This is a genomic window from Flavobacterium defluvii, assembly GCF_900129555.1.
GTDB lineage: Bacteria > Bacteroidota > Bacteroidia > Flavobacteriales > Flavobacteriaceae > Flavobacterium > Flavobacterium defluvii.
This window is the reverse complement of sequence record NZ_FQWC01000001.1, coordinates 332,734-356,532: the sequence shown is the minus strand read 5'-3', so window position 1 is coordinate 356,532 and position 23,799 is coordinate 332,734. Positions and strand designations below refer to the sequence as shown.

The following is a 23,799-nucleotide window of genomic DNA, read 5'->3' as shown; positions in this document are numbered from 1 at the left end:
GGTTAATTTTGAGATTCAGTCGTTGTTGAAAAGACGATAGAAATTAATATACTTTATTATGACAAAACAAATTTATTTAGATAATCCGTTACTTCAGGAATGGGAAGGTCCTTATGGAGGAGTTCCGGATTTTACAAAATATAAAATTTCAGATTTTAAACCAGCTATTGAATTTGCCATTCAGGAAAAACTGGATGAAATTGAAGCAATTGCAAATAATCCGGCAGAGCCTGATTTTGAAAATACAATTTCAGCATTAGAGCTGTCAGGCGAAAAGCTTGATAGAATTCATGCAGTTTACGGCATTTACAGATCGAATTTAAGCAGTCCAGAATTTAATGCAGTTGATACAGAAATGTCTCCTAAACTAGCAGGGATTAGTGATAAATTATATCAAAACAAAAAGCTGTTTTTAAGAATTGAAAAGTTGTACAAATCTGAAGAAAGTAAAAAACTTACTGCTGAGCAACAGCGTTTACTTTGGCTTTATTATACTGATTTTGTTCGTGAAGGTGCTGAATTAAATGAAGCCGATAAAAAAGAAGTAGCCAGAATTAATCAGGAGCTGGCTGTACTTTTTACGCTTTTCAGTCAAAAATTACTGGCTGAAGAAAACGGACAGTATTTAGAATTAAAAACAGAAGAAGATTTAGATGGTTTGCCGGAAGAATTTAAAAATGCTGCAATTGCCGAAGCCAAAGAAAGAAATCTTTCGGTTTTGGCATGTATAGGCAATACAAGGTCTTCGATTGAACCTTTTTTGACTTTTTCTAATAAGAGAAATTTAAGAGAAAAAGCCTTTGCTATTTTTGTGAAAAGAGGAGATAATGCTAATTCGAATAATACAAATTTAACACTTGTTTCTATTCTACAATTACGAACGCAAAAAGCTAAAATATTAGGATTCAATAATTTTGCAGAGTGGAGTTTGTCAAATAAAATGGCTAAAGATCCTCAAAAGACTTTAGATTTAATGAAATCTGTGTGGAATCCTGCGCTGGAAAAAGTAAAAAATGATGTTTCGGATATGCAGGAAATGGTCGACAGAGAAGGAGGAAACTTTAAAATTCAGCCTTGGGATTATCGTTTCTATGCAGAAAAAGTCCGTAAAGCAAAATATGATTTAGATCAGAACGAAATAAAACAATATTTACAGTTAGAAAATCTGCGTGAAGGAATGTTTTGGACAGCAGGAGAGTTGTTTGATTTAGGGTTTAAACAATTATTTGATATTCCTGTTTATCATCCGGATGTTCGTGTTTGGGAAGTTAATAATAAAAATACCGGAAAACCAATTGGTTTATGGTATTTTGATCCTTATGCACGTATTGGCAAGCGTTCTGGCGCATGGATGAATTCGCATCGGGATCAGCAAAAAATAAAAAAGAACATTCTGCCAATAGTTTCCAATAACTGTAATTTTATAAAAGGAAATAGTGATGAACCGGTGTTAATTTCGTGGGATGATGCAACAACGTTATTTCATGAATTTGGACACGCACTGCATGGTTTATGTTCGAATGTAACGTATCCGAGTTTGTCAGGAACTTCAGTTGCGAGAGATTATGTTGAGTTTCCTTCCCAATTATTAGAGCATTGGCTGGCAACTCCTGAAGTATTGAATAAGTTTGCACTTCATTATAAAACTAATAAACCTTTATCGCAATCGTTGGTCGAAAGAATAGGAAAAGTAGCAAATTTTAATGAAGGTTTTGCAACTGTAGAAACAATTTCGAGTTCATTTGTCGATATGAAACTACATTTAACAACTGAAACAATTGATCCGCATAAGTTTGAAAAAGATGTTTTGACAGAAATTAATATGCCGTCCGAAATTGTAATGCGTCATAGAATTCCACAATTTGCGCATATTTTTTCTAGTGATGGATATGCTGCTGGATATTACAGTTATTTATGGGCAGATGTTATTAATGCAGATGCTTATGAAGCATTTTTAGAATCAAATGGACCTTTTGATAAAATAGTTTCAAAACGTCTTTATGATACTGTTTTAAGCGTTGGAAATACAATTGATAATGAAGAAATGTATGAGAATTTCAGAGGTCATGCTCCAAATTCTGATGCATTGATGCGAGCAAGAAATTTTCCGGTTGAAATCTAAAAAGTAAAAAAGCCCGAATAAATAAATATTCGGGCTTTTTAATATTGAAAATAATATATTAACCTAAAGTAACTCTTTTGAAACCTGTAATTTCAACATTGAATCCTTTTACGTAATCACCAACTTTTTTACTGTCATCTTTAATGAAGTTTTGATCTAAAAGAGCTTTTTCCTGATCTAAAGTTGTGTTATCAGAGATAAAACGTTGTACTTTTCCTGGAAGAATTTTGTCCCAGATTTGCTCTGGTTTTCCTTCAGCTTTTAATTCAGCTTTAGCATCTTCTTCTGCTTGTTTGATAACTTCAGGAGTTAATTGAGAGAAAGAGATGTATTTAGGAACATTTTTCAAAGTTTTTCCTAAACGTTTTGCTTCTTCGTTGTCTTTTTCGATTACAGCAATACGAGCAGCAAGTTCAGATTCAACGAAAGCAGGATCAAAATCTTTGTAAGATAATGTGTCAGCTCCCATAGAAGCAACTTGCATAGAGATGTCTTTTGTTAAAGCTTCAGCGTTTGCAACTGGAGCAGAAATTGCAGTTAAAGCAGCAATTTTATTAACGTGAACATAAGATCCAACGTAAGCACCTTCTAAAATTTCGAAACCACCGATTTCGATTTTCTCACCGATAACTCCAGTTTGCTCGATTAATTTCTCAGCAACTGTAATTCCGTTGAAATCAGAAGCTAATAATTCTTCTTTTGTAGAGAAGTTGATAGCTCTTTCTACTAAATCTTTAGCTAAAGCAACGAAAGCTTCGTTTTTACCTACGAAGTCAGTTTCGCAGTTTAAAGTGATGATAGCTCCTTTAGTGTTGTCAGCATTGATAAAAGAAACAGCAGCTCCTTCAGCAGACTCCCGGTCAGAACGGTTAGCAGCAACTTTTTGTCCTTTTTCTCTAAGGATTTGTATCGCTTTGTCGAAATCTCCTTCAGCTTCAACTAAAGCTTTTTTACAGTCCATCATTCCGGCACCTGTAGATTGTCTTAATTTATTTACGTCTGCAGCAGTAATTGTTGACATAATATTTTGAATTTTTAATGTTAAAAGTAAAAAATTCCATCTTTTAAATCCCAAACTCCAATTTTAATAAATTATCAACAAAACGTTTTTAATTTTAGTATTTGGATTTTGGAATTTAAAATTTGGAATTTAAAATTTGATTTATTCTTCAGTTGCAGGAGCAGCTTCAGCTTCAGCAGCAGGAGCAGCTTCTTCAGCTACTTCAACTTCTTTTTCAGAACCTCTGTCAGAAAGACCTTCGATTACTGCAGTAGTTACTAAAGATAAAATTTTGTCAATTGATTTAGAAGCGTCATCATTTGCAGGAATCACGTAATCAACCTCTCTTGGGTCTGAATTCGTATCAACCATTGCGAAAACTGGAATGTTTAATTTTTGAGCTTCTTTTATTGCGATGTGTTCAGCTTTGATATCTACTACGAACAATGCTGCAGGTAGTCTAGACATATCAGCAATTGAACCTAAGTTTTTCTCTAATTTAGCACGTAGACGATCAACTTGTAAACGCTCTTTTTTAGATAAAGTGTTGAAAGTACCATCTTTCTTCATTTTATCGATAGAAGACATTTTTTTAACTGCCTTTCTGATAGTTACGAAGTTAGTCAGCATACCACCTGGCCATCTTTCAGTGATGTAAGGCATGTTTGCAGCTTTTGCTTTATCAGCAACGATGTCTTTTGCTTGTTTTTTGGTAGCTACGAATAAGATTTTTCTACCTGATGCAGCGATTTTTTTCAAAGCTTCGTTAGCTTCTTCAATTTTAGCTGCAGTTTTATATAGATTGATAATGTGAATACCATTACGCTCCATATAAATGTAAGGAGCCATGTTTGGATCCCATTTTCTAGTCATGTGTCCGAAGTGAACACCTGCTTCTAGTAATTCTTTTACTTCTATTTTGTTTGCCATTTTTGTACTAGTTTACGTTCTGTTGATTAGCAATGTCTGAATGGCGGTTTCCCAGGCTTCATACATTTAGATGCTAAACTATATCCTACCTCGATAGTAGAGCAACAATAACTGTGTTTTTTAATTTCAATAAATAATTGATAATGTCTTGTCCCATCTGAACAAGACAGGTAATATTAACGTTTAGAGAACTGGAATCTCTTACGAGCTTTCTTCTGACCGAATTTTTTACGTTCAACCATTCTTGGGTCTCTTGTTAATAAACCTTCTGGTTTAAGGATTCCTCTGTTTTCAGCATTAACTTCACACATTACGCGTGCTAATGCCATTCTTACAGCTTCTGCCTGACCAGTTGTACCACCTCCATAAACATTTACTTTTACGTCAAAGTTGTTTACGTTTTCTGTCATAGACAATGGTTGTAAAACTTTGTATTGTAAAGTTGCAGTTGGAAAGTAAGTTGCGAATTCTTTTTTGTTTACAGTGATGTTTCCAGTTCCTTCAGAAACATATACACGTGCAACAGCGGTTTTTCTTCTACCGATTTTGTGAATAACTCCCATTACTTAAGATCATTTAGGTTAACAGTTCTAGGTTTTTGAGCTCCGTGTTTGTGCTCAGATCCTACAACAACATTTAGATTTCTAAAAAGTTCAGCTCCTAATTTGTTTTTAGGTAACATTCCTTTTACAGCTTTTTCTACTAATAATGCAGGGTTTTTAGCTTGCAATACTTTAGCAGTTAAAGTTCTTTGTCCTCCTGGGTAACCTGTATGACGCATGTAAATTTTGTCATTCAATTTTGTACCTGTAAGGTTAATTTTTTCTGAGTTGATAACAATTACGTTATCTCCACAGTCAACGTGCGGTGTGTAACTTGGCTTGTACTTACCTCTTAAGATCATTGCAACTTTAGAAGCAAGACGTCCTAAGTTATGACCTTCAGCGTCAACAACAATCCACTCTTTAGTTACAGTGGCTTTGCTAGCTGAAACTGTTTTGTAGCTTAATGCGTCCATAATATTATTTTAATTAAACATTCCATCCCCAATAAAGGGGATGCAAAAGTACAATTAATTATTTTAAAACCAAATACCTGAAAAGAATATTTTATATCCTGAAAATCAGGCGCTCAGTTTTTATTTTTAAAAGCATAAAAAAACCAGCTTCAAAATTACGTGAAGCTGGTTTAATATTTAGATTTTTTTTTATCTAAACAATAAAAATATTGGCAATATCTACCACCTGCTGCGTTGTAAGTGGTTCATCGTAAGCTTCTGATCCTGCTGCGGCACCAAATGCTGTTGCTGTATTAAATCCTGCCTGCATCGTTACACCTTCGCCATCATAAACAGCCTGAGTTGCGGCGGGCATTCCGGCGCCTCTTTCAGCATTAGAGATCCAGCCTTTTAAACCTCGTAGTCTTCTAACTTCAGAAGCATGTCGGGCTTCAACTGAGTGGATTTGTAATGCTGCGGTGAGTAAATCAGGTGTTGATATTAAATTTGCGGCCTGACCTTTATAGGCTCTAACTCCTGTATCTTCAAATGCTTGTGCCAATGCTAAAAAGGTTGGATAATCATTAAAAGGATCAAATGCACCGCCAACAGTAAAATCAAAAGTGGGTTTTGGAACAAAGTTAGCACTCATTGTTCCTCCAAGTCCGGCAATTAAAAATGAAACGTGATCTGATTCATGTGCTGATATTTGTTGAAAAACTTTTAAATCGCGTCCGCCATTTTCAGAAGCCGGAATTACTCCAGAATCTAATGCCATTGCGTAAAATTCGTTTTCAAGATATTCCAGAGTCAATGCAAACTGCAAAGCTCCAATTGGTGTAGCCGGAGTTGCTGTAATGTCTTTTGCAAGAGCTTTATTGGCTATAGCCGATAATCCAAATGGAATTGATGCCAGCGCCAGATTTTTTCCTATATTCCCAAACTGAGCAAAACTGTCTCTTCTTGAACCAGTGCTTTTCATTAAGCTGTCATCAGTAAAGGTTTCTATAAATTTTAAAATATTCATAATTTCTAAATTTTAGCTAGTTATTTAAGGTAAATATTTGGCAGTGAATTTTGTCGTAATAAATCCTGCGGCAACTGGTAGGATTTTCGAAGGATCTTTTGCAGTATCTAATCCTGTTGAAGTGTTTACGATATCATCTCCGGCAAAATCTTTTGAATTAGGATTAATCAAACTTCTAATTGCAGAAGCGTGTCGGGCTTCAACAGAAACAATTTTTCCTGCTAATAATAAGTAATCTGCAGTTTTTATAAGTCGGCCAGCTCCGTTATAAGCAGCGACACCAGTATCTTCAAGTGCTTTTGCAGTAGCTAAAACTTCGGTACGGCTGTTGAAATTCAAAGAACCATAACTAAAGGCTAAAGAGGGAAGTAATTGCGAACCTGGATCTGGAAGCGCGCCTGTTAAAGCGGCTTTAAAAAAATCCCTGTGAATTACTTCATGATGATATAAGTCAGTCAAAACCTGACGTTCAATATCATTAAAGACTGTATTGAAATTTGAGGCATTTACAACTTTGGTGTAAAAATCTGCTTCTAACTGCTCTAAGGCATATGCATAAGTAAGAACACCAAAATCTCCTGACCCTAAGTCAAATACACCATTTTTGACTCCTGGTAAGGTATTATCCTCCATATTATCGTCATTATCATTATCGCTGCATCCAGCTAAAACCAAACCTGCAGTAACTAATGTTAGTCCGCTGAGCTTTAGAAAGCTCCTTCTGCTATCCAAAGACGCATTAATTCCCTGGACTTTAACTTCATTTTTCATAATCTAGACTTATTAAGTTAATAACATTGTATTAAGTTTATTAACGAAATATTTAGACGCGCGGTTTCAGAAAATTCTTCTTTTTTAGAATTATTTCGAATAGATGTTATAATTTGAAATAGTGGTAGGTGTTTTTTGTTTTATTTTCGGTAATTCTACTATATTTGTATTAATTACATAAACTTTTATTAGATGAAAGCTAAAGCAACTCTAAAACAAATTGCGAAGGAACTAGGTGTTTCTGTGTCAACAGTGTCTAAGGCATTGAATGACAGCCCGGAAATTAGTGAGCAGACGAAGGTGAAAATTAAGGAGTATGCCAAACTCAAAAATTATAAACCGAATGTTATTGGTCTGAATTTAAAGAACCGTAAAACGAAAACAATTGGTGTAATTATACCTAATATATTAAACTCTTTTTTCGCAAAGGTTTTTAGCGGAATCGAAAAAGTAGCAGATAAAAAAGGATATAATGTAATTACTTGTATTTCTAATGAATCTTTAGAAAAGGAAGTTCATACGATGGAGATGTTAAGCAACGGAACTATCGACGGATTTATTCTTTCTGTTTCTGAAGAAGCACAAAAACTTCAGGATTACAATCACTTCTCGGCTATTATTAATGACGGAACACCAATTGTGATGTTTGATAGAATTGCTGATGAAGTAGAATGTGATAAAGTAGTCGTTGATGATTTTGATTCGGCTTTAAACTCAACCCAGCATTTAATTAATTTAGGATGTAAAAATATCGCCTTAATTTCTTCTGTAGATAATTTAAGTGTTGGTAAATTAAGAGCCGATGGGTATTTAAAAGCTTTAAAAGACAATAATATTCCTGTAAACGAAAAAATTATTCTTCGTACTGATTCTGAAGATGATATGAAAGCTAAAATTGATGCCATTTTCGATCATAAAATTGATGCGATTTTTGCTTTGGATGAAAATGATTCGGTTGCTGCTTTAAGAGTAAGTTTGAAAAAAGGATACAGAGTTCCGGAAGATATTTCGATAATTGGTTTTGCAGATGGAATTTTAGCTTCAAGACGTTTGTCTCCAAGTTTAACTACAGTAAGCCAGCACGGAATTGAAATTGGTGAAGTTGCTGCCAAAAAACTAATAGAAAGACTTGAAGAACCAGAAGGAGAAACTTCTGATTACGAAACGATTATCATCAAAACAAAATTGAAAGAAAGAGAATCGACAAGAAAAGCTTAAGATAACGAAACCCATCAGCAGAAACTGATGGGTTTTTATTATAATGAATATGGGAATTTAGGATTTTTATACTTTTTCAATTTCTCAAACGGAACCAGAAAAGGTTCTTCACAAGCACGGTTTACTCTTGGAAAGTATGGTGTAAATGTTATTCCTTTTTCTGTATAACTCCATGAAATAAAATCCCAATTTTCAATATCGGTATAATCGCAGTCGTCTTCCGTATCGGGTTTCTTAAAATGTTCAATTGAAGTAATAAGTTCTAATAATTTTGGAGCAAAATAGTCGCTTCTGTATTTAGAAAAAGCAGAAAAATTATTCTTTTGGTCGCCAGTTACACTTTTGTCAAATGCCAGAATATCATCAATTTCATATTCTTTTCCATTATTTAAATCAATTAGAAAACCGCTGCTGCCAAAATCGGGATGAGCACCTCCACAATCCCAGGAATCAAAAGTTTCAAAGCCCAGTAAATTAGTGTTGAGAAAATTTATAGTTGCTGTTGTTTCTACACCTTTACCATTACTATATTCGAAACTTGAGGAACAGCTTAATTGTATTAATGTTTTTTGAACATGAATTTCTTCTAAAATTGGATTGACTGTATTTTTATTTTGATCTGAAAAATTACTTCCCAGTCTAAAAAAATCAGAATCACAATGCTTTTCAGAATACCATATAAACTCTTTGTTGTTGTAAGTTGTTGTTTTAATTTTTTTAAACTCTAGAAATTTAAACTTTACAAAATTGAGTTTATCATCCTCAAATTGAAGTTTTAGATTAGACTTGTAATTGGCAAAATTTACAGGAACCAAATGAACTGGTAATTGTTTTTCTTTTGCATCATACCAAAATCCATCGAAATTATTATTTGACTTTTTTAAATAAAATTTTTCGCTGACGGCATCTCCGGGTTTAAAATAAAAAGTGAAATTATTAGCGTCTTTGAATTTTCCTTCTAATTTGATGTCTTTTAATGAATTTTGGTAAAAATAAACAGCATCTAAATCTGTTTCGCCGTTTGACTTATAAACGTCAATTTTCATATAGATTTTACTTTTTGCCAAAGTTCCTTCTAAATAGTAAGTCTGATTTTGACAAAACGAAAAAGCACAATAAAAAATGCAAAGAAATATGAAAGTCTTTTTTATCATTGGTTCAAAAAATCTAAAATCTACAATCTGAAATCTAATATCGATTAATGCGCTTCTAACCAATCCTTACCCAAACCAAGTTCAACTTCTAATGGAACAGCCATTTTAAAAGCATTTTCCATTTCGTGTTTAATCATTGGCTGAATTTTTTCGAGTTCATCATTATGAACATCGAACACAAGCTCATCATGAACTTGCAGTAACATCTTAGATTTCCAGTTTTCTTCTCTTAATTTTTTGTGGATATTAATCATCGCAATTTTAATTACATCGGCAGCACTTCCCTGGATTGGTGCGTTTACAGCATTTCGTTCTGCAGCACTTCTCACAACAGCATTTGCTGAATTAATATCTTTAAGATAACGACGACGACCTAAAATAGTTTGTACATAACCTTTTTCACGTGCAAAATCAACTTGTTCAGAAATATAGGATTTAAGACGTGGATATGTTTTGTAATATGCATCAATCAAAGCAGCACTTTCGCTTCTTGATAATGAAGTCTGATTACTTAATCCGAAAGCAGAAACGCCATAGATGATTCCGAAGTTTACCGTCTTGGCATTACTTCTTTGTTCGCGTGAAACTTCTTCTAAGGCAACATTAAAAACCTTTGCAGCAGTTGCTCTGTGAATATCTTCTCCATCCTGGAAAGCTTTAATCATGTTTTCTTCACCACTCAAAGCAGCAATAATTCTTAACTCAATTTGCGAGTAATCGGCAGAAATTAAGGTATGGTTTTCATCGCGTGCGACAAAAGCTTTACGAATCTGGCGACCTCTTTCGGTACGAATTGGAATATTTTGCAAGTTCGGATTATTAGAACTCAAACGTCCCGTTGCAGCAACGGTCTGCATATAATCGGTATGAACTCGCAGCGTTTTTTTATCAACCTGTTCCGGTAAAGCCAGGATATAAGTACTTTGAAGTTTTACCATCTGACGCCAGTCTAAAATTTGCTGCACAATCGGATTGTCGTTTGCCAGATAAGTCAAAACTTCTTCACCGGTTGCATATTGACCGGTTTTGGTTTTCTTTTGCTTTGCTCCGCCAATTTTGAGTTTATCAAACAAAATATCTCCTAGTTGTTTTGGAGAAGCAAGGTTGAATTTTTCGCCTGCAGTTTCATATATTTTTTCTTCTAAAGATTTAATTTCAACATCCATTTCTTTAGACATTTCTTTTAAGAAATCAACATCCAGACGAATTCCTTCTGTTTCCATATCAGCCAAAACGCTTACTAACGGAATTTCGATTTCGTCAAACAATTTTTTAGTTTCTGTTTTGTCTAATTCGGCTGAAAAGATTTCTTTTAATTGTAAAGTTACGTCAGCATCTTCTGCAGCATATTCTTTAATATCTTCTAAAGGAACGTCACGCATACTAAGCTGATTTTTTCCTTTTTTACCAATTAAGGTTTCGATCGATTTTGGTGAATATTTTAAATATGTTTCTGCCAAAATATCCATGTTATGACGCATATCCGGATTAATAAGATAATGTGCAATCATCGTATCAAAAAGTTTTCCTTTTACCGTAACGCCGTAATTAGAAAGAATTTTTAAATCGTATTTTAAATTCTGTCCTATTTTCTCAATGTTTTCATTTTCAAAAAACGGAACAAATTTCTCGATTAAAGCTTTAGCTTCTTCCTGACTTTCAGGAAACGGAACATAAAATGCTTTTCCTTTTTCGTAAGAGAAAGACATTCCAACAAGTTCTGCGTGCAGAGCGTCGATTCCGGTTGTTTCTGTATCAAAACAAACGGCTGTTTGTTTCTGCAGATTTTGTAAAAGCAATTTGATTCCTAAATCGCCCTGAACTGTCTGATAAGAATGTTCAGTATCTTCTAGAGTATTATAGAATGAAGTTCTTGGAGCATCTGAATTATCTTCTGAAGAAACACTTCCAAAAAGATCAAATTGATCTTCATTTTTAGTTGGTTTTTTGTATAATTTGGCCTCAGAAGCTGGAGCCGCAGTAGTTTGAGGTCCATCTGTTCTGAATAAATTATCAAACTGTTCTGCCATTCTTCTAAATTCTAATTCCTGAAAAATAGCATCGGTTTTTTCAATATCTGGGCGAGAAAGTTCGTAGTCATCTTCATTAAAAACAACATCACAGTCGCACATAATCGTTGCCAGTTTTTTAGACAAAATACCTTTGTCTTTATTGGCTTCGATGTTTTCTTTCATTTTACCTTTTAGCTTGTCGGTATTTTCTAAAAGATTTTCCATAGAACCAAATTCTTTCAGGAACTTTTTAGCTGTAACTTCACCAACTCCTGGCAATCCCGGAATATTATCTACGGCGTCTCCCATCATTCCAAGAAAATCAATTACCTGTTCTGGTCTTTCAACTTCAAATTTTGCCAAAACTTCGGGAATTCCCCAAATTTCGATTCCATTACCCATACGGGCAGGTTTGTACATAAAGATGTTTTCAGAAACCAATTGTGCAAAATCCTTATCAGGCGTTACCATGTAAACCTTATAGTTTTGTTTTTCGGCTTGTTTGGCAATTGTCCCAATTAAATCATCGGCTTCGCAGCCTGCAAGTTCAATAATCGGAATATGCATAGCTCTTAATAATTCCTGAATATAGGGAACAGCAATTTTAATTGCTTCGGGAGTTTCATCGCGGTTAGCTTTGTATTCGGCAAACATTTCTGTTCTTGCGTGGCTTCCTTCTTTGTCGAAAGCAACAGCCAGATGATCTGGCTTTTCTCTTTTAATTACATCCAAAAGTGAGTTCATAAAACCCATAATTGCAGATGTATCCATTCCTTTTGAGTTGATTCTCGGGTTTTTTATAAAGGCATAATAACCACGAAAAATTAATGCATAAGCATCTAGAAGAAAAAGGCGTTTTTGAGTAGACATATAAAAAATATTAGTCTGTAAAAATAAACAATTGGGTTCTCAAAAATTAGCCTCAGAAGATTTTTTTTCCATCATAGATTTTTTTGAACCATATAAGTTATATAAGTTCATTTTAGTAGAGGCGCACTGGAGTGCGTCTGCGCATTTTAATACATAACGATTAGCTGCGTCCTAATATATTAAATGAATTTATTATAACTTATATGGTGAAAAACCCACAAAGCGTTAATATCAAGTTAAATTTTTTTATTCAGGGATTTCTTCATTTTCTCTTCATGTTGCGAAGGTAATTTTGAGATGTAAAATAAAAGGTATAAATCTTAAATCTTAGAAATCATGAGAAATTTATTGATGTTATTAGTAGCAGTTTTAGGAACAGGTGCAATGGTTCATGCGTTTCCTGCAAAAGATGGCAAAACAGTTCCTGTAAAAGAAGTAAAAGCTGTTAAACACCCAAAAAATAAAACTGATAAAAAAACAAAATCAGTAAAAAGCGAAGCTCCAAAAGGAGAAACAGCAAAAACTGAGACAGCAAAAGTAAAAAAATAAAAAAGGTTAAATAAAAGGTTGGTTAATTTTAAAAATTTAGAAATCATGAAAAAATTAATTTTATTAGCAGCAGCAGTTCTAGGAACAAGTGTAATGGTTAGCGCTCAAACAACTCCGGCTCAGGCGGCGCCTGCAAAAGAAGTGAAAGCTACAAAGCATCATCATAAAGGAAATAAAAAAGCAAAAGCCGAAGCTCCAAAAGAAGAAGCTGCTAACGTGAAAAAATAAGAATTGCTCTTGTTTTGTTTTCGAAGCATTGTAACGGAGGCAAAACAGGAATAATGATTATGATGAATGCGATTGAAGAAGCTGATGAAGAAATTTGTCAGCTTTTTTTATTAGTTAATTTTTTAATAACGCGCAACCTGATTTTTGATAATTGATTAATTTTAGTTGCGTTTAAATGTCTTGTTTTATGAATATTTTGATTGTTGAAGATAATAGAGAACTTGCTGTTGAAGTTTATGACTTTCTGTGTAACACAGGTTATATTTGTAAAATTGCAAAGAATTGTGCCGATGCTCTCGAAGAATTTGGAAGCAACGATTATGATGCCATGCTGCTGGATTTGGGTTTGCCCGACGGAGATGGATTTGAGGTTTTGCAGGCTGTTCGAAAAACAAAATCAAAAATAGCGGTAATAGTGCTTACCGCTCGTGGTGAACTGGACGATAGAATTAACGGACTTCATCTGGGCGCCGATGATTATTTGACAAAACCTTTTGCATTGACAGAATTGGCTGCAAGATTGTTTGCTGTAATACGCAGGATTCACGGTTTTACTTTAAACAATTTAAGCATTCACGGATTCTTGCTTCAGCTTCAGGATTATAAAGTGAGTTTTAATGAAGTGCCAATTAATTTAACCAAAAAAGAATTTGACATTTTTCAATATTTGGTTTTGAATAAAAATCGTGTAATTACCAGATTACAATTAACAGAACATATTTGGGGTGATATTCTCGAAGTAAATTCAGATTCGAATTTTATCGATGTTCATGTTCGAAATCTCAGAAAAAAACTAGACAAACATACTTCTATCGATTGGTTTGAAACCGTTCGAAATGTAGGTTATCGTATAAACGAATAAATCGAAATTCTCGTGAAGATAAAACATCAATTGGCCATTTTTAATGCACTAACCAGATTGCTGGTAATTTTAGTTTTATGGCTCATGCTTCCCATTTTGGTCGAAAATGTTGTTTACAGGCATATTAATAATGGATTAATTGAAAAGAAGAAGAAATTCATTGACAATTTAAATCAAAAAGAGATTAATGATTTTATTGAAAATCAAGATGATTCGACCGAAACCTATTCCCAGTTTTCTACTCTTCACAGTGAATTTTTAGTTCTTTCGAGAGTTCCCATAAAGCCGCATCAAAAGAAAACTTCTTTTAGTAATGAATACCGAATTATTGAAGGCGAAGAAAATGAATACCGAATCCTGCAGCATCATTTTACATATGAAAATGAAGATTATCAACTCGAAATAGGAAGCAGTTTAAGTGAGGTAAAAGATCTTACTTTTATTATAAAACTATTCATTATCATTGTTTTGGTAGTCATACTTTTGGTTACTTTTTTGGCAGATACTTTTTATATCGAATATTTATTAAAACCATTTTATAAAATTATTGATACCAAAATAAGGCGCGTAAACGAACCTGAACTTTTTGATCATACACCAATAAAGGCAAAATCAAGAGATTTTAGAGAACTGGATTTGGTTTTAAACCAAATGATGGATCGTATTGCTGAACTTTTCAAAAAAGAAAAGCAATTTATCTCGAATGTTTCACATGAGCTTTTAACGCCGATTGCTTTATTGAAAAACAAACTGGAGAATTTACTTCAAAATGACTCCCTTGATGATAATGCGGTTGATAAAATTGCAGGTTCATTGAAAACGCTTGATATGCTGAAAAAGATCATCAATAATTTATTGCTGATTTCCCGAATCGAAAACAACCAATATGAAGCAAATGAAAATATTAATTTTCAGGAAATCATAAACGATTTACAAGAAGATCTTCAGGACAGAATTGATGATAAAGGAATTCAGTTTGTAAATAAAGTAGAATATGATTTTGTCTTTAGAGGAAACAAAACTTTAATTCATATACTTATCTATAATTTGGTTACGAATGCGATCAAATACAATAAACCAGACGGAAAGATTGTAGTTTTTGATGAGTTTTTAGAAAATCAATATTCTATCTCAATAACAGATTCCGGAATTGGTTTAACCGAATCTCAAATAGAAAACATCTTTAACCGATTTGCCAGGGTAAGTTCAGATCAGGAAGGGCAGGGCTTGGGGCTTGCCATTGCCAAGAGTATTGCTGCTTTTCATCATATCGAAATTAAAGTGACTTCGGTTTTAAATCAAGGAACAAGCTTTGTTTTATTGTTTCCGGAAACTCCAAAACACAATTAAAAGTTAATTTTTTCAGATTGGTTTAATCTTCATTTTGTCTTCATTTACTGGTTATAACTTTGAAGTATAAATAAAGAAATAGTAATCATAAAAATCTACAATCATGAAAAAATTAGTTTTATTAGCAGTAGCAGTTTTAGGAACAGCAGCAATGGTAAACGCTCAAACAACTCCAGTAAAAGAAACTCAGGCAAAAGAAGTTAAAGCTGCTAAAAAAGAGAAAAAAGCAGATAAAAAAACAAAAAAAGCAGAAGCTAAACCAGAATCGGCAAAAGCTCAAAAATAACACGATATAAGTTTATTGATTTAGACTTTGTTGTAGACTAAGGTTTTAAATAATTTGGCTGCAAAAGCTGGTAGAGAAATCTATCGGCTTTTGCTTTTTGAGTTAAATTTTTGATAATAAAAAGCGATAAAATTTTCATTCTTTGTTACTTTGCTTAAAACTGTAAATAATGATCCTTCGTTTTGTAATTCTATGTGCTCTTTTTTTATTTATTGAGTTCTATTCATATCAGGCCTTTCGTACTTTAATCAAACTAAGATGGGTTTTAATTAGTTATCAAATTATCAGCGTACTGCTTTTAGTTTTCATCATTTATTCTTTTACACAATTTGATCGTTCTGTTGGGCAGACGAAGCAATTCATGTTTACAACGGGATTGATGCTTTTGGTTTATGTTCCAAAAATTGTGCTTACACTGGTAATGTTTGGTGAAGATATTTTTAGAATTGGCGCCAGTATTTTAAACTATTTTATGTACAATGCTCCGCGTAAAGAAATGATGCCGGACAGGCGAAAGTTTGTCAGCCAGATTGCATTGGGACTAGCGGCAGTTCCGTTTTTGTCACTGATCTACGGAATTTTTGAAGGAAAATATAATTTTAAAGTATTCAGGCAGACGATCTTTTTTCCTGATCTTCCGGATGAATTTGACGGTTTTAAAATAACTCAGATTTCTGATGTTCACAGCGGAAGTTTTGATAATCCTGAAAAAATTAATTACGCCATTGATTTAATTAATGAGCAAGAAGCAGATATGATTTTGTTTACCGGCGACATTGTAAATACACATGCAAAAGAAATGCATCCTTGGCTGGAAACTTTTAACAGAATAAAAAACTACAGATATGGAAAGTTTGCTGTTTTAGGAAACCATGATTACGGCGAATATGTAACATGGCCTTCTGCAAGAGAAAAAGATGAAAACTTTGAAGAAATTAAAAAACTTTATGGCAAAATAGGTTTTGATCTTTTATTAAACGAAAACAGATATATTCAAAAAGAAAAAGATAAAATTGCTTTGGTTGGAGTTGAAAACTGGGGTGTTAATTTTAAAAAGGCCGGAGATTTAAATAAAGCATCAGAAAATCTTCATCAGGATGATTTTAAGGTTCTAATGAGCCACGATCCAAGTCATTGGGAATATGAAATTAAAAAACATCCTAAGAACTTTCATTTAACTTTAGCGGGTCATACACACGGAATGCAGTTTGGTATTGAGATTCCGGGATATTTTAAATGGAGTCTGGCGCAATACATTTATAAACAATGGGCAGGCCTATACGAAGAAGCCGGAAGATACGTTTATGTAAACCGCGGATTTGGTTTTCATGCTTATCCCGGACGTGTTGGTATTATGCCAGAAATCACCGTTATTGAACTAAAAAAAGGTAAGAATGTGGCTTAATTCGTTAAAAATGCTACATTTGTATTAATTATATCTTTTTAATAGATTAAAAGAATTAAATTTTTGGTTTTATGTCAAAATTTGGAGAACTTATAAATGCTCAGGTTCCGGTGTTAATTGACTTCTACACAGACTGGAACGAATCATCAGTATTGATGCATCCTGTAATAAAGGATGTTGCGGCTGCGCTTGGGGATAAAGCAAAGGTTATTAAAATCGATGTTGATAAAAATCAGGAACTAGCCGAAGCATTAAGAATTAAAGGACTTCCGACTTTAATGATTTATAAAGAAGGGCAGATGATCTGGAGACAATCCGGGGAGCTTGATGCAAACACACTTATCGGAATTGTTCAGGATCAATTCGACGTATAAAAACTTTTAGGATATTATTATTTAAGAATTCTAATGAATAATATCAAACTTATATCCATTCTCTTTTAAAAAATGTAACGTTTTTGGCAGCGCAAATTTTAAATTTGGCGATGCCTTTATACTATCATGAAAAACGATTACACTTCCTGATGTTACATTTTTTGTAACATTTTCAAGACATTTTTCTGGAGTAATACTTTGGTCAAAATCAGCGCTTAGTACATCCCACATAATTATTTTGTATCCTAATTTACGAAGTATTTTAGACTGTGCTTTTTTGATTTTGCCGTAAGGTGGACGAAAGATTAAGCTTTTAGGTTTTATTTCTTCTTCTAAAACCTTTGCGCAATTGTTTACATTTTCGATATAATCATTTGTGTCTATTTTCCACCCGTTTACGTGGTTCATGGTGTGGTTTCCAATAGAATGTCCGTCTCGGATTAATTTTTCAAATAAAGATAAATTAGCTTTTATGTTTTTGCCAATGCAGAAGAAAGTGGCCTTGGCGTCAAACTTCTTTAATTCAGATAAAACCCAGTCGGTAATTTCTGGAGTAGGGCCGTCATCAAAGGTTAAGTATATTTTCTTTTCATTGTTTGGAATATCCCAACAATATTTAGAAAACACCTTTTTAATAAATGAATTAGTTTTTACCCAATAAAAGCTCATTTTGATTTTTTTTATATACGTAAAAATAAAAAATGCAGCGCTTTTTATCAAGGAGCGCTGCATTTTTTTAATCAATAAATTTTTCGTATATTATTCTTTTTCACGTCCGAAACGTTCAAAAACATTTACGTATGTATTAAATACTTTTTTATGTGTTTCGTAGAAAGCTTTGTCTTTATTCTCTCTCATAACATGCAGTAAACTTCTGTAACGCTCAATGTCAGTAATGATGTCCATTGCCAGGTCGGTTTGATCACCAGGAGGCAGGGTGGCATAATAATTTAAGTTTTCTTTGTATTTATTTACAAGTTTATCTAATAAGTCATGTGCTTTTGCAGTTTCTCCAACTTTATAATATCCATCTGCAAAAGGCTCAACTAAAGAATAATATCCGAATTTATCCAATGGCATTTTTGTCATTGCTAAATTAATAACGTTTTTAGCTTTGTCGATTTTACCTTCGGCAATAAGCTCGTTCATCAAACGAGACAAATTTGTACGGTATGTAATACTGTTTCTTCTTGTTTCAGGATCGTGATAAATCTTATTGCTTTCGCTGTTGCCCCAATCCCATTTCATTACAATATCATACATTTTATCGGCATCAATTTGTCCCATATCCATTGGTCCGCCATCTTTAGAAGGCACGTTTTTAACAGGAACTAACTTGTATACCATTCCGTCTAACTGAAGGTAATCTTTCAGCCATAAATAATCTTCATCGTCAAAAGCACCCCCGCTGAAGTAAATAGGACGTTTCCAGTTGTTATTGGCTAAAATATCCAGCATCATTAATCTGTTTTTGTAAAGCGCATTTCCTTTGATGTCAATATCCATATAAGGAACAATTGAATCATTGTATTTTGGATTTACAACTTTGTTTTTGATGATAACATTCTTATCAACGTTAACTCTTATTTTATTCGTTGGATAAAAATGAATAGTCTGCCCATTTTGTAAACCTACAGTTGATTTCGGGTTTTTGATAAAATCAAGGAAATCCTTTATATTCCAGCGTGTTTCTATTTTAGGAATATGAGCCACATAATCTAAATTATCTCCCACAAATTGATCGTGTGTGAAAGATATCGGTAAAGGATCAGATTCGTAAGCTTTGGCTTTCATTTGATCAATGTACCAGTCTGTCATGAAAAGACTAGTATTTACGATTTTAACATCGGTTCTAAAATGCTCAATTTCCTGAGCATACCAAAGCGGGAAGGTGTCATTATCTCCAATCGTAAATAAAATGGCATTTTTGTCGCAAGAACTTAGGTATGCTTTTGCCATTGCAACAGCGGTATATCTTTCAGATCTGTCATGATCGTCCCAGTTTTGAGAAGCCATTAAGACTGGCGCTGCCAGTAAACTTCCGGCAATAATAACCGGTCCGGCAATTTTTGGAGCAATATATTTCTTGATACTTTCATATAAAGAATAAACTCCAAAACCAATCCATATGGCAAAAACATAGAAAGAACCCACAAGCGCATAATCTCTTTCACGAGGCTCAAAAGGTCTTTCATTCAAGTAGATTTTTAATGCGATTCCTGTAAATAAAAATAAGGCTAAAAGAACATAAAAACTTTTAAGATCTTTATTAGCATGGTACATTATTCCGATTAATCCTAAAATGAATGGAAGGAAATAATAAACATTGCGTCCTTTGTTGTTTAAAACATCAGAAGGCAATTTATCCTGAGAACCTAAATGTAGCGAATCAAGAGCTTTGATTCCGCTGATCCAGTTTCCGTCTAAATTATCATATTTTCCCTGAACATCGCTCTGACGTCCGACAAAATTCCACATCAAATATCTCCAGTACATATAGCCAAATTGATATTCAAACATAAAGCTAAAGTTATCAGCCGTAGACGGTTTTTCGATAATTAAATAATCACCGTAGCTTTTTAAGAATTTAATGTAACCTTCGTTATCAATTTGTTTTTGAGCATAAGCATTTCTAAATTCAGCAATAGTTTTTTCAACTTCGTTACGAAGCTGTCCAATTGCTTTATTGTATTCTTCTTCGGTTAATTGGCTTGCGTCAATTCCATATTTTCCTAAATCATCCTCATAATTGTAGTTTGGGTTAATTCGGAATTTTGGAGGATTTGTAAAACTGATATAGTTTTGGATGTGCCCGGTTTCTGTACTCCACATTCTTGGCAGAATTGTTTTTTGATTGTCATCAGTATTTTGTTCTGCATTTTTATAATTATTGGTAATAATATATTTACCGGTTTTATAATCTCTTTCGTAGTTAGGCTTTTTGTCTAAATAAGGCGTATTAGCATCAAGACCAGCAAAAACTTCAGTATACTGAGGTCCATAAAATAATGGATTCACACCATATTGTTCACGATTATAATAAGCTAAAACTTCGGCAGCATCAGATGGTTTATTTTCGTTGATTACTGTGTTAGCATTTGCACGTACCGGTAACATTAACCATGTAGAAAATCCAATTAAAATAAATAAAATACAAAGAATGATTGTATTGTAAAAAATCAAGCCTTTTTGTTTTGTAAATTTTAATCCGAAATAAAAGAAAGCGATTAAAAGTAAAACCACGAAGATTGTTCCCGAGTTAAAAGGCATTCCTAAACTGTTTACCATAAAAATTTCGGTTTTACCAAAAAATGCCATGGTTAGAGGAAGCAGTAATTTGAAAATAAATAACAAAACACCAATTACAACAACATTGGCAATAAGGAAGTTTTTAATGGTAACTTTTTCGTAGTGTTTAAAGTAATAAAGAAATCCAATTGACGGAATCGTTAATAAGGCCATAAAGTGAACACCAAATGAAAGCCCTACAACCAAAGAAATGATTAATAACCATTTGTTTCCTTTTGGTTTGTCCATATCTTGTTCCCAGCGTAGTCCCAGCCAGAAAAGCAATGCTATTAATAGTGAAGCCATTGCGTAAACCTCGGCTTCAACAGCATTAAACCAAAAACTGTCAGAGAAAGTATAGGCTAAAGCTCCAACAAAAGAACTTCCTAAAATAACGATAGAATTGTTTTGATCGATTTCTGTAAAACGAGCTACGATTTTCTTTAAAATCATAGATGAAGACCAAAACATAAATAATATTGTAAATGCGCTAGAAAAAACAGACATCATATTAACCATTAAGGCTACATGCTGGGCATCTATAGCAAACATCGCAAAAAATGCTCCCATCATTTGAAATAAAGGTGCTCCCGGCGGGTGGCCAACTTCTAGTTTAGCCGCTGTAGCAATATATTCGCCACAATCCCAAAAGCTCATTGTAGGTTCAACAGTTAGTGTATAAGTAATTAAAGCGATTGCAAATGCAAACCAACCAATAATTGTATTCCATTTATTGAAATTGAATTGTGCCATATTTAGGTGTTAAAATTTTGTATGTTTTTCTATCCTACAAAGAAAATGTTTTTTTGCGTAAAGAAACGAGCATTAACAAAAAATTCTATAAAACGATCAACAAAGAGTAATGTGCTGGCAGTAAGGTGCTTTTGATAATGTAAAATGTTTTTAAAGGGAAAAAAGCAAAAAAAATGATTTTTTTTGAATAAAAAATTTGTAAAAACTAAATAAAGGCTTAAATTTGCACTCGCTTAATCGCACTGCTGGTCTATGGTGTAATGGTAACACTACGGTTTTTGGTGCCGTCTTTCTAGGTTCGAGTCCTAGTAGACCAACAGAAAAGCCTCTTGGAAACGAGAGGCTTTTTTTATGCAAAAAAGTTATTGTGAAAATTTGCATAAAAGAAATAAAGTTTTAATTTTGCACCCGCTTAATCGCACTGCTGGTCTATGGTGTAATGGTAACACTACGGTTTTTGGTGCCGTCTTTCTAGGTTCGAGTCCTAGTAGACCAACATAAAAAGTCTCTCGGAAATGGGAGGCTTTTTTTATGGAATAAATTTACGAGCGAGTGTGTTTCTTTTGTCGATTGAATTTTTTTCTTCCTTATTTATATAATTCATTTTTTGTTGTCAAGTAGGTTTTTGCTTAAAGTAGTAATCATCTTTTTTTTAACATCTGTGTATCAGTATTTTACATAAATTTGAAATTGTAAAAAATGCTGCAGTATATTTTTTGTTTTTAACTAAATAATAATTCTAAATACATTGAAGTTATGGATAATTTAAAAGAAATGAATTTTACAGAGCTGGAGTCTTCTGAAATGATTCAAGTGCGAGGTGGAGGTTTGTATGAAGATCTTCTAGCTAGAGCTAGAGCGCTATTCGGTGATGTGGTGAATGGTATGACTTTGCAAGAGTTAATTGATTTAATAGAAGGAGGGGGGGATTAAAGAAATAATGTCGAACTCCCTTAAACAGATTATTGTATAAAAAAAAAAGAAGATGAGGAAGGTATGTTTCATCTTCTTTTTTTTATTTAAATAAATCGTTGGTTGTAGAGTATAAAAAAACTTTATGATGAAAAGTGTTTTTTTTTTTTTTTGTTTTTGTTTTTGTTTTGTTGTGAAGCTTAATTAATAAGCTTTATGTATTTAAATTTTAAGTGTGATGACCGGTCTTATGGTATGATTAACAAGTCCTTCGCTTATACTTCCGTTAAAGAAATGTGCAAAGCCTGTTCTGCCATGCGTGCACATTCCGATGATGTCTGCATCTATGCTGTTTGAAAAATTAATAATTCCTTTTTCAATATTAGTGTCGTTGTAAATATGTGTAGAATAATTATTGAGGTTAAATCCGCTTATAAAATCTTTTATAGCTTTTTCAATTACATGAGTCGATCTAAAACTATTTGGCGTACAAATAGAAACTAAATGAATTTTTGCATCAAAGAGTTTTGTAAAATTTAAGAGTTTTTCAAATGGTTTTTTTGCTTCTTCTGAAAAGTCAGATGCAAAAACAATATTTGCAACATTAAAATTTGAAATATCTTTCTTTATAACTAAAACAGGTATATCTGAATTTCGGACAACTTTTTCGGTATTTGAACCAATTAGTAATTCTTCTAGACCAGAAGAACCATGAGATCCCATAATAATTAGGTCAATATTGTATTCTTTGCTTACCTGAGTAATTCCGTGAATAGGTTTGTCCATTTTTACGATTTCAGTAACCGAAATTCCGTCTAAAAATGAACTTTCAGAAATCTTGTCCAGTGTTTCATTTGCTTTTTGCATAAAAAGCATGGTTTCGGGAATGCTTACACCTCCGAATATTGCGTCATTAGTCTGATGCGGAAATTCGAGCATGTGTAAAATAATGATTTCAGAATCGTTTTTTTTGGCGATTTGTGCGGCAACTTTTAAGGCGTGTTCTGCGTGTTCTGAAAAATCGGTAGGTACTAAAATTCGTTTCATAATTTTTGGGTTAAATTATTAGAATATCTGTTTTTGAATCCTACTATAAAGATAAGAAATATTTTTAGAGCAATCTATTTATTTGATTTATAAAAAAATCACTATATTTGCACCGTTATTTATTAAAATCTAAATAATGAGGGGACTAAGTGTCCCCTCTTTTTATAAAATTATGACATTTAAGGAAAAAGTAAACGGATTAATTACAGAAGCTCTTCTGGAAAAGCCATCAATCTTTTTAATTGATCTTGCTATTTCGGATTCTTTCAAAATTAGCGTTGGTTTAGACGGGGATAATGGAGTAATGCTTCAGGATTGTATTGATATCAGTCGTGCAATCGAAAATAACCTGGATCGTGAAGAGCAGGATTTTTCGCTTGAAGTAGCGTCAGTTGGAGTAGGTTCTCCTTTAAAATTAGTAAGACAATACAAGAAAAATATCGGTAGAACATTGATTGTTACTACAAATAATGAAAAAATTGAAGCAGAATTGGTAGAAGCTAACGATGTTTTCATAATTTTGTCTTGGAAGGCAAGAGAACCGAAAAAAGTAGGAAAAGGAAAAGAAACAGTTCAAAAACAACAACAAATACCTTATACAGAAATTAAAGAGGCAGTTGTTACAGTAACATTTTAATTAAAGA

Annotated in this window: 22 protein-coding genes and 2 tRNA genes; 13 read left to right on the top strand and 11 right to left on the bottom strand. The window is 33.2% G+C overall.

Features of this window, described 5'->3' with window-relative positions; translation table 11 throughout:
* Positions 1 to 58 precede the first annotated feature (58 nt).
* Positions 59 to 2,122, top strand: a complete 2,064-nt coding sequence (locus tag BUC29_RS01580) for a M3 family metallopeptidase (RefSeq protein ID WP_073412720.1) — start codon at positions 59 to 61, stop codon at positions 2,120 to 2,122.
* 58 nt (positions 2,123 to 2,180) lie between these two features.
* Here BUC29_RS01580 and tsf read toward each other — a convergent pair whose 3' ends face one another.
* From tsf to BUC29_RS01550, 6 genes are all read right to left on the bottom strand, one after another.
* Positions 2,181 to 3,143, bottom strand: coding sequence for a translation elongation factor Ts (gene tsf / locus BUC29_RS01575; RefSeq protein ID WP_073413567.1), 963 nt, complete (start codon positions 3,141 to 3,143; stop codon positions 2,181 to 2,183).
* Between the two features lie 141 nt (positions 3,144 to 3,284).
* Positions 3,285 to 4,052 (bottom strand): 30S ribosomal protein S2, encoded by a 768-nt coding sequence (gene rpsB / locus BUC29_RS01570; RefSeq protein WP_073412718.1) that lies wholly within the window; start codon positions 4,050 to 4,052, stop codon positions 3,285 to 3,287.
* A gap of 176 nt (positions 4,053 to 4,228) precedes the next feature.
* Entirely contained in the window at positions 4,229 to 4,615 is a 387-nt protein-coding gene (gene rpsI / locus BUC29_RS01565; protein WP_012023687.1) for a 30S ribosomal protein S9, read from the bottom strand.
* Positions 4,615 to 5,070, bottom strand: a complete 456-nt coding sequence (gene rplM, locus BUC29_RS01560; protein ID WP_057117474.1) for a 50S ribosomal protein L13 — start codon at positions 5,068 to 5,070, stop codon at positions 4,615 to 4,617. The genes rpsI and rplM overlap by 1 nt, the downstream gene beginning before the upstream one ends.
* Before the next feature lie 193 nt (positions 5,071 to 5,263).
* Positions 5,264 to 6,076, bottom strand: coding sequence for a ferritin-like domain-containing protein (locus tag BUC29_RS01555; RefSeq protein ID WP_073412716.1), 813 nt, complete (start codon positions 6,074 to 6,076; stop codon positions 5,264 to 5,266).
* 24 nt (positions 6,077 to 6,100) lie between these two features.
* A complete protein-coding gene (locus tag BUC29_RS01550) occupies positions 6,101 to 6,847 on the bottom strand; it encodes a ferritin-like domain-containing protein (protein ID WP_073412714.1) in 747 nt (248 codons plus the stop codon).
* Between the two features lie 192 nt (positions 6,848 to 7,039).
* Between BUC29_RS01550 and BUC29_RS01545 the strand changes: the two genes are divergently transcribed.
* A complete protein-coding gene (locus tag BUC29_RS01545; protein WP_073412712.1) occupies positions 7,040 to 8,065 on the top strand; it encodes a LacI family DNA-binding transcriptional regulator in 1,026 nt (341 codons plus the stop codon).
* Between the two features lie 38 nt (positions 8,066 to 8,103).
* Here BUC29_RS01545 and BUC29_RS01540 read toward each other — a convergent pair whose 3' ends face one another.
* Together BUC29_RS01540 and polA are read right to left on the bottom strand one after the other, a co-directional pair.
* A complete protein-coding gene (locus tag BUC29_RS01540) occupies positions 8,104 to 9,111 on the bottom strand; it encodes a hypothetical protein (RefSeq protein ID WP_244160734.1) in 1,008 nt (335 codons plus the stop codon).
* 152 nt (positions 9,112 to 9,263) lie between these two features.
* Positions 9,264 to 12,101, bottom strand: coding sequence for a DNA polymerase I (polA, locus tag BUC29_RS01535; protein ID WP_073412710.1), 2,838 nt, complete (start codon positions 12,099 to 12,101; stop codon positions 9,264 to 9,266).
* Between the two features lie 336 nt (positions 12,102 to 12,437).
* On the opposite strand from polA, the gene BUC29_RS01530 reads away from it, so the two are divergent.
* The 7 genes from BUC29_RS01530 to BUC29_RS01500 all read left to right on the top strand — a co-directional run bounded on the left by BUC29_RS01530 (position 12,438) and on the right by BUC29_RS01500 (position 17,155).
* Complete coding sequence (locus tag BUC29_RS01530) at positions 12,438 to 12,650, top strand: hypothetical protein (RefSeq protein WP_073412708.1); 213 nt, start codon at positions 12,438 to 12,440, stop codon at positions 12,648 to 12,650.
* A 45-nt stretch (positions 12,651 to 12,695) separates the two neighbouring features.
* On the top strand, positions 12,696 to 12,878 hold the full coding sequence (locus tag BUC29_RS01525) for a hypothetical protein (protein WP_073412706.1): 183 nt from the start codon (positions 12,696 to 12,698) through the stop codon (positions 12,876 to 12,878).
* Between the two features lie 187 nt (positions 12,879 to 13,065).
* On the top strand, positions 13,066 to 13,740 hold the full coding sequence (locus BUC29_RS01520) for a response regulator transcription factor (RefSeq protein WP_073412704.1): 675 nt from the start codon (positions 13,066 to 13,068) through the stop codon (positions 13,738 to 13,740).
* 12 nt (positions 13,741 to 13,752) lie between these two features.
* Positions 13,753 to 15,090 (top strand): sensor histidine kinase, encoded by a 1,338-nt coding sequence (locus BUC29_RS01515; protein ID WP_244160733.1) that lies wholly within the window; start codon positions 13,753 to 13,755, stop codon positions 15,088 to 15,090.
* A gap of 103 nt (positions 15,091 to 15,193) precedes the next feature.
* Positions 15,194 to 15,376: a hypothetical protein gene (locus tag BUC29_RS01510; RefSeq protein WP_073412700.1), complete on the top strand. Its 183-nt coding sequence runs from the start codon at positions 15,194 to 15,196 to the stop codon at positions 15,374 to 15,376.
* Between the two features lie 169 nt (positions 15,377 to 15,545).
* Positions 15,546 to 16,781 carry a metallophosphoesterase gene (locus BUC29_RS01505; RefSeq protein WP_073412698.1) on the top strand — a complete coding sequence of 412 codons (1,236 nt, stop codon included), beginning with the start codon at positions 15,546 to 15,548 and terminating at the stop codon, positions 16,779 to 16,781.
* Positions 16,782 to 16,852: 71 nt separating this feature from the next.
* Positions 16,853 to 17,155, top strand: a complete 303-nt coding sequence (locus BUC29_RS01500) for a thioredoxin family protein (protein WP_053474396.1) — start codon at positions 16,853 to 16,855, stop codon at positions 17,153 to 17,155.
* A gap of 30 nt (positions 17,156 to 17,185) precedes the next feature.
* Here the strand turns inward: BUC29_RS01500 and BUC29_RS01495 are convergent, their stop codons facing one another.
* Together BUC29_RS01495 and BUC29_RS01490 are read right to left on the bottom strand one after the other, a co-directional pair.
* Positions 17,186 to 17,824: a polysaccharide deacetylase family protein gene (locus tag BUC29_RS01495; RefSeq protein WP_073413563.1), complete on the bottom strand. Its 639-nt coding sequence runs from the start codon at positions 17,822 to 17,824 to the stop codon at positions 17,186 to 17,188.
* Between the two features lie 90 nt (positions 17,825 to 17,914).
* The gene (locus tag BUC29_RS01490; protein ID WP_073412696.1) at positions 17,915 to 21,196 is read right to left on the bottom strand and encodes a glycosyltransferase family 117 protein; all 3,282 of its coding nucleotides are present in this window, start codon (positions 21,194 to 21,196) and stop codon (positions 17,915 to 17,917) included.
* A 246-nt stretch (positions 21,197 to 21,442) separates the two neighbouring features.
* On the opposite strand from BUC29_RS01490, the gene BUC29_RS01485 reads away from it, so the two are divergent.
* From BUC29_RS01485 to BUC29_RS21440, 3 genes are all read left to right on the top strand, one after another.
* Positions 21,443 to 21,513: transfer RNA gene (locus BUC29_RS01485), tRNA-Gln, on the top strand.
* A 108-nt stretch (positions 21,514 to 21,621) separates the two neighbouring features.
* Positions 21,622 to 21,692: transfer RNA gene (locus tag BUC29_RS01480), tRNA-Gln, on the top strand.
* A gap of 260 nt (positions 21,693 to 21,952) precedes the next feature.
* The gene (locus BUC29_RS21440; protein WP_167369514.1) at positions 21,953 to 22,129 is read left to right on the top strand and encodes a hypothetical protein; all 177 of its coding nucleotides are present in this window, start codon (positions 21,953 to 21,955) and stop codon (positions 22,127 to 22,129) included.
* Positions 22,130 to 22,330: 201 nt separating this feature from the next.
* Here the strand turns inward: BUC29_RS21440 and BUC29_RS01475 are convergent, their stop codons facing one another.
* Positions 22,331 to 23,155 carry a universal stress protein gene (locus tag BUC29_RS01475; protein WP_073412680.1) on the bottom strand — a complete coding sequence of 275 codons (825 nt, stop codon included), beginning with the start codon at positions 23,153 to 23,155 and terminating at the stop codon, positions 22,331 to 22,333.
* Between the two features lie 172 nt (positions 23,156 to 23,327).
* On the opposite strand from BUC29_RS01475, the gene rimP reads away from it, so the two are divergent.
* Complete coding sequence (gene rimP / locus BUC29_RS01470) at positions 23,328 to 23,792, top strand: ribosome assembly cofactor RimP (protein ID WP_073412678.1); 465 nt, start codon at positions 23,328 to 23,330, stop codon at positions 23,790 to 23,792.
* The last annotated feature ends 7 nt before the right edge of the window (positions 23,793 to 23,799 follow it).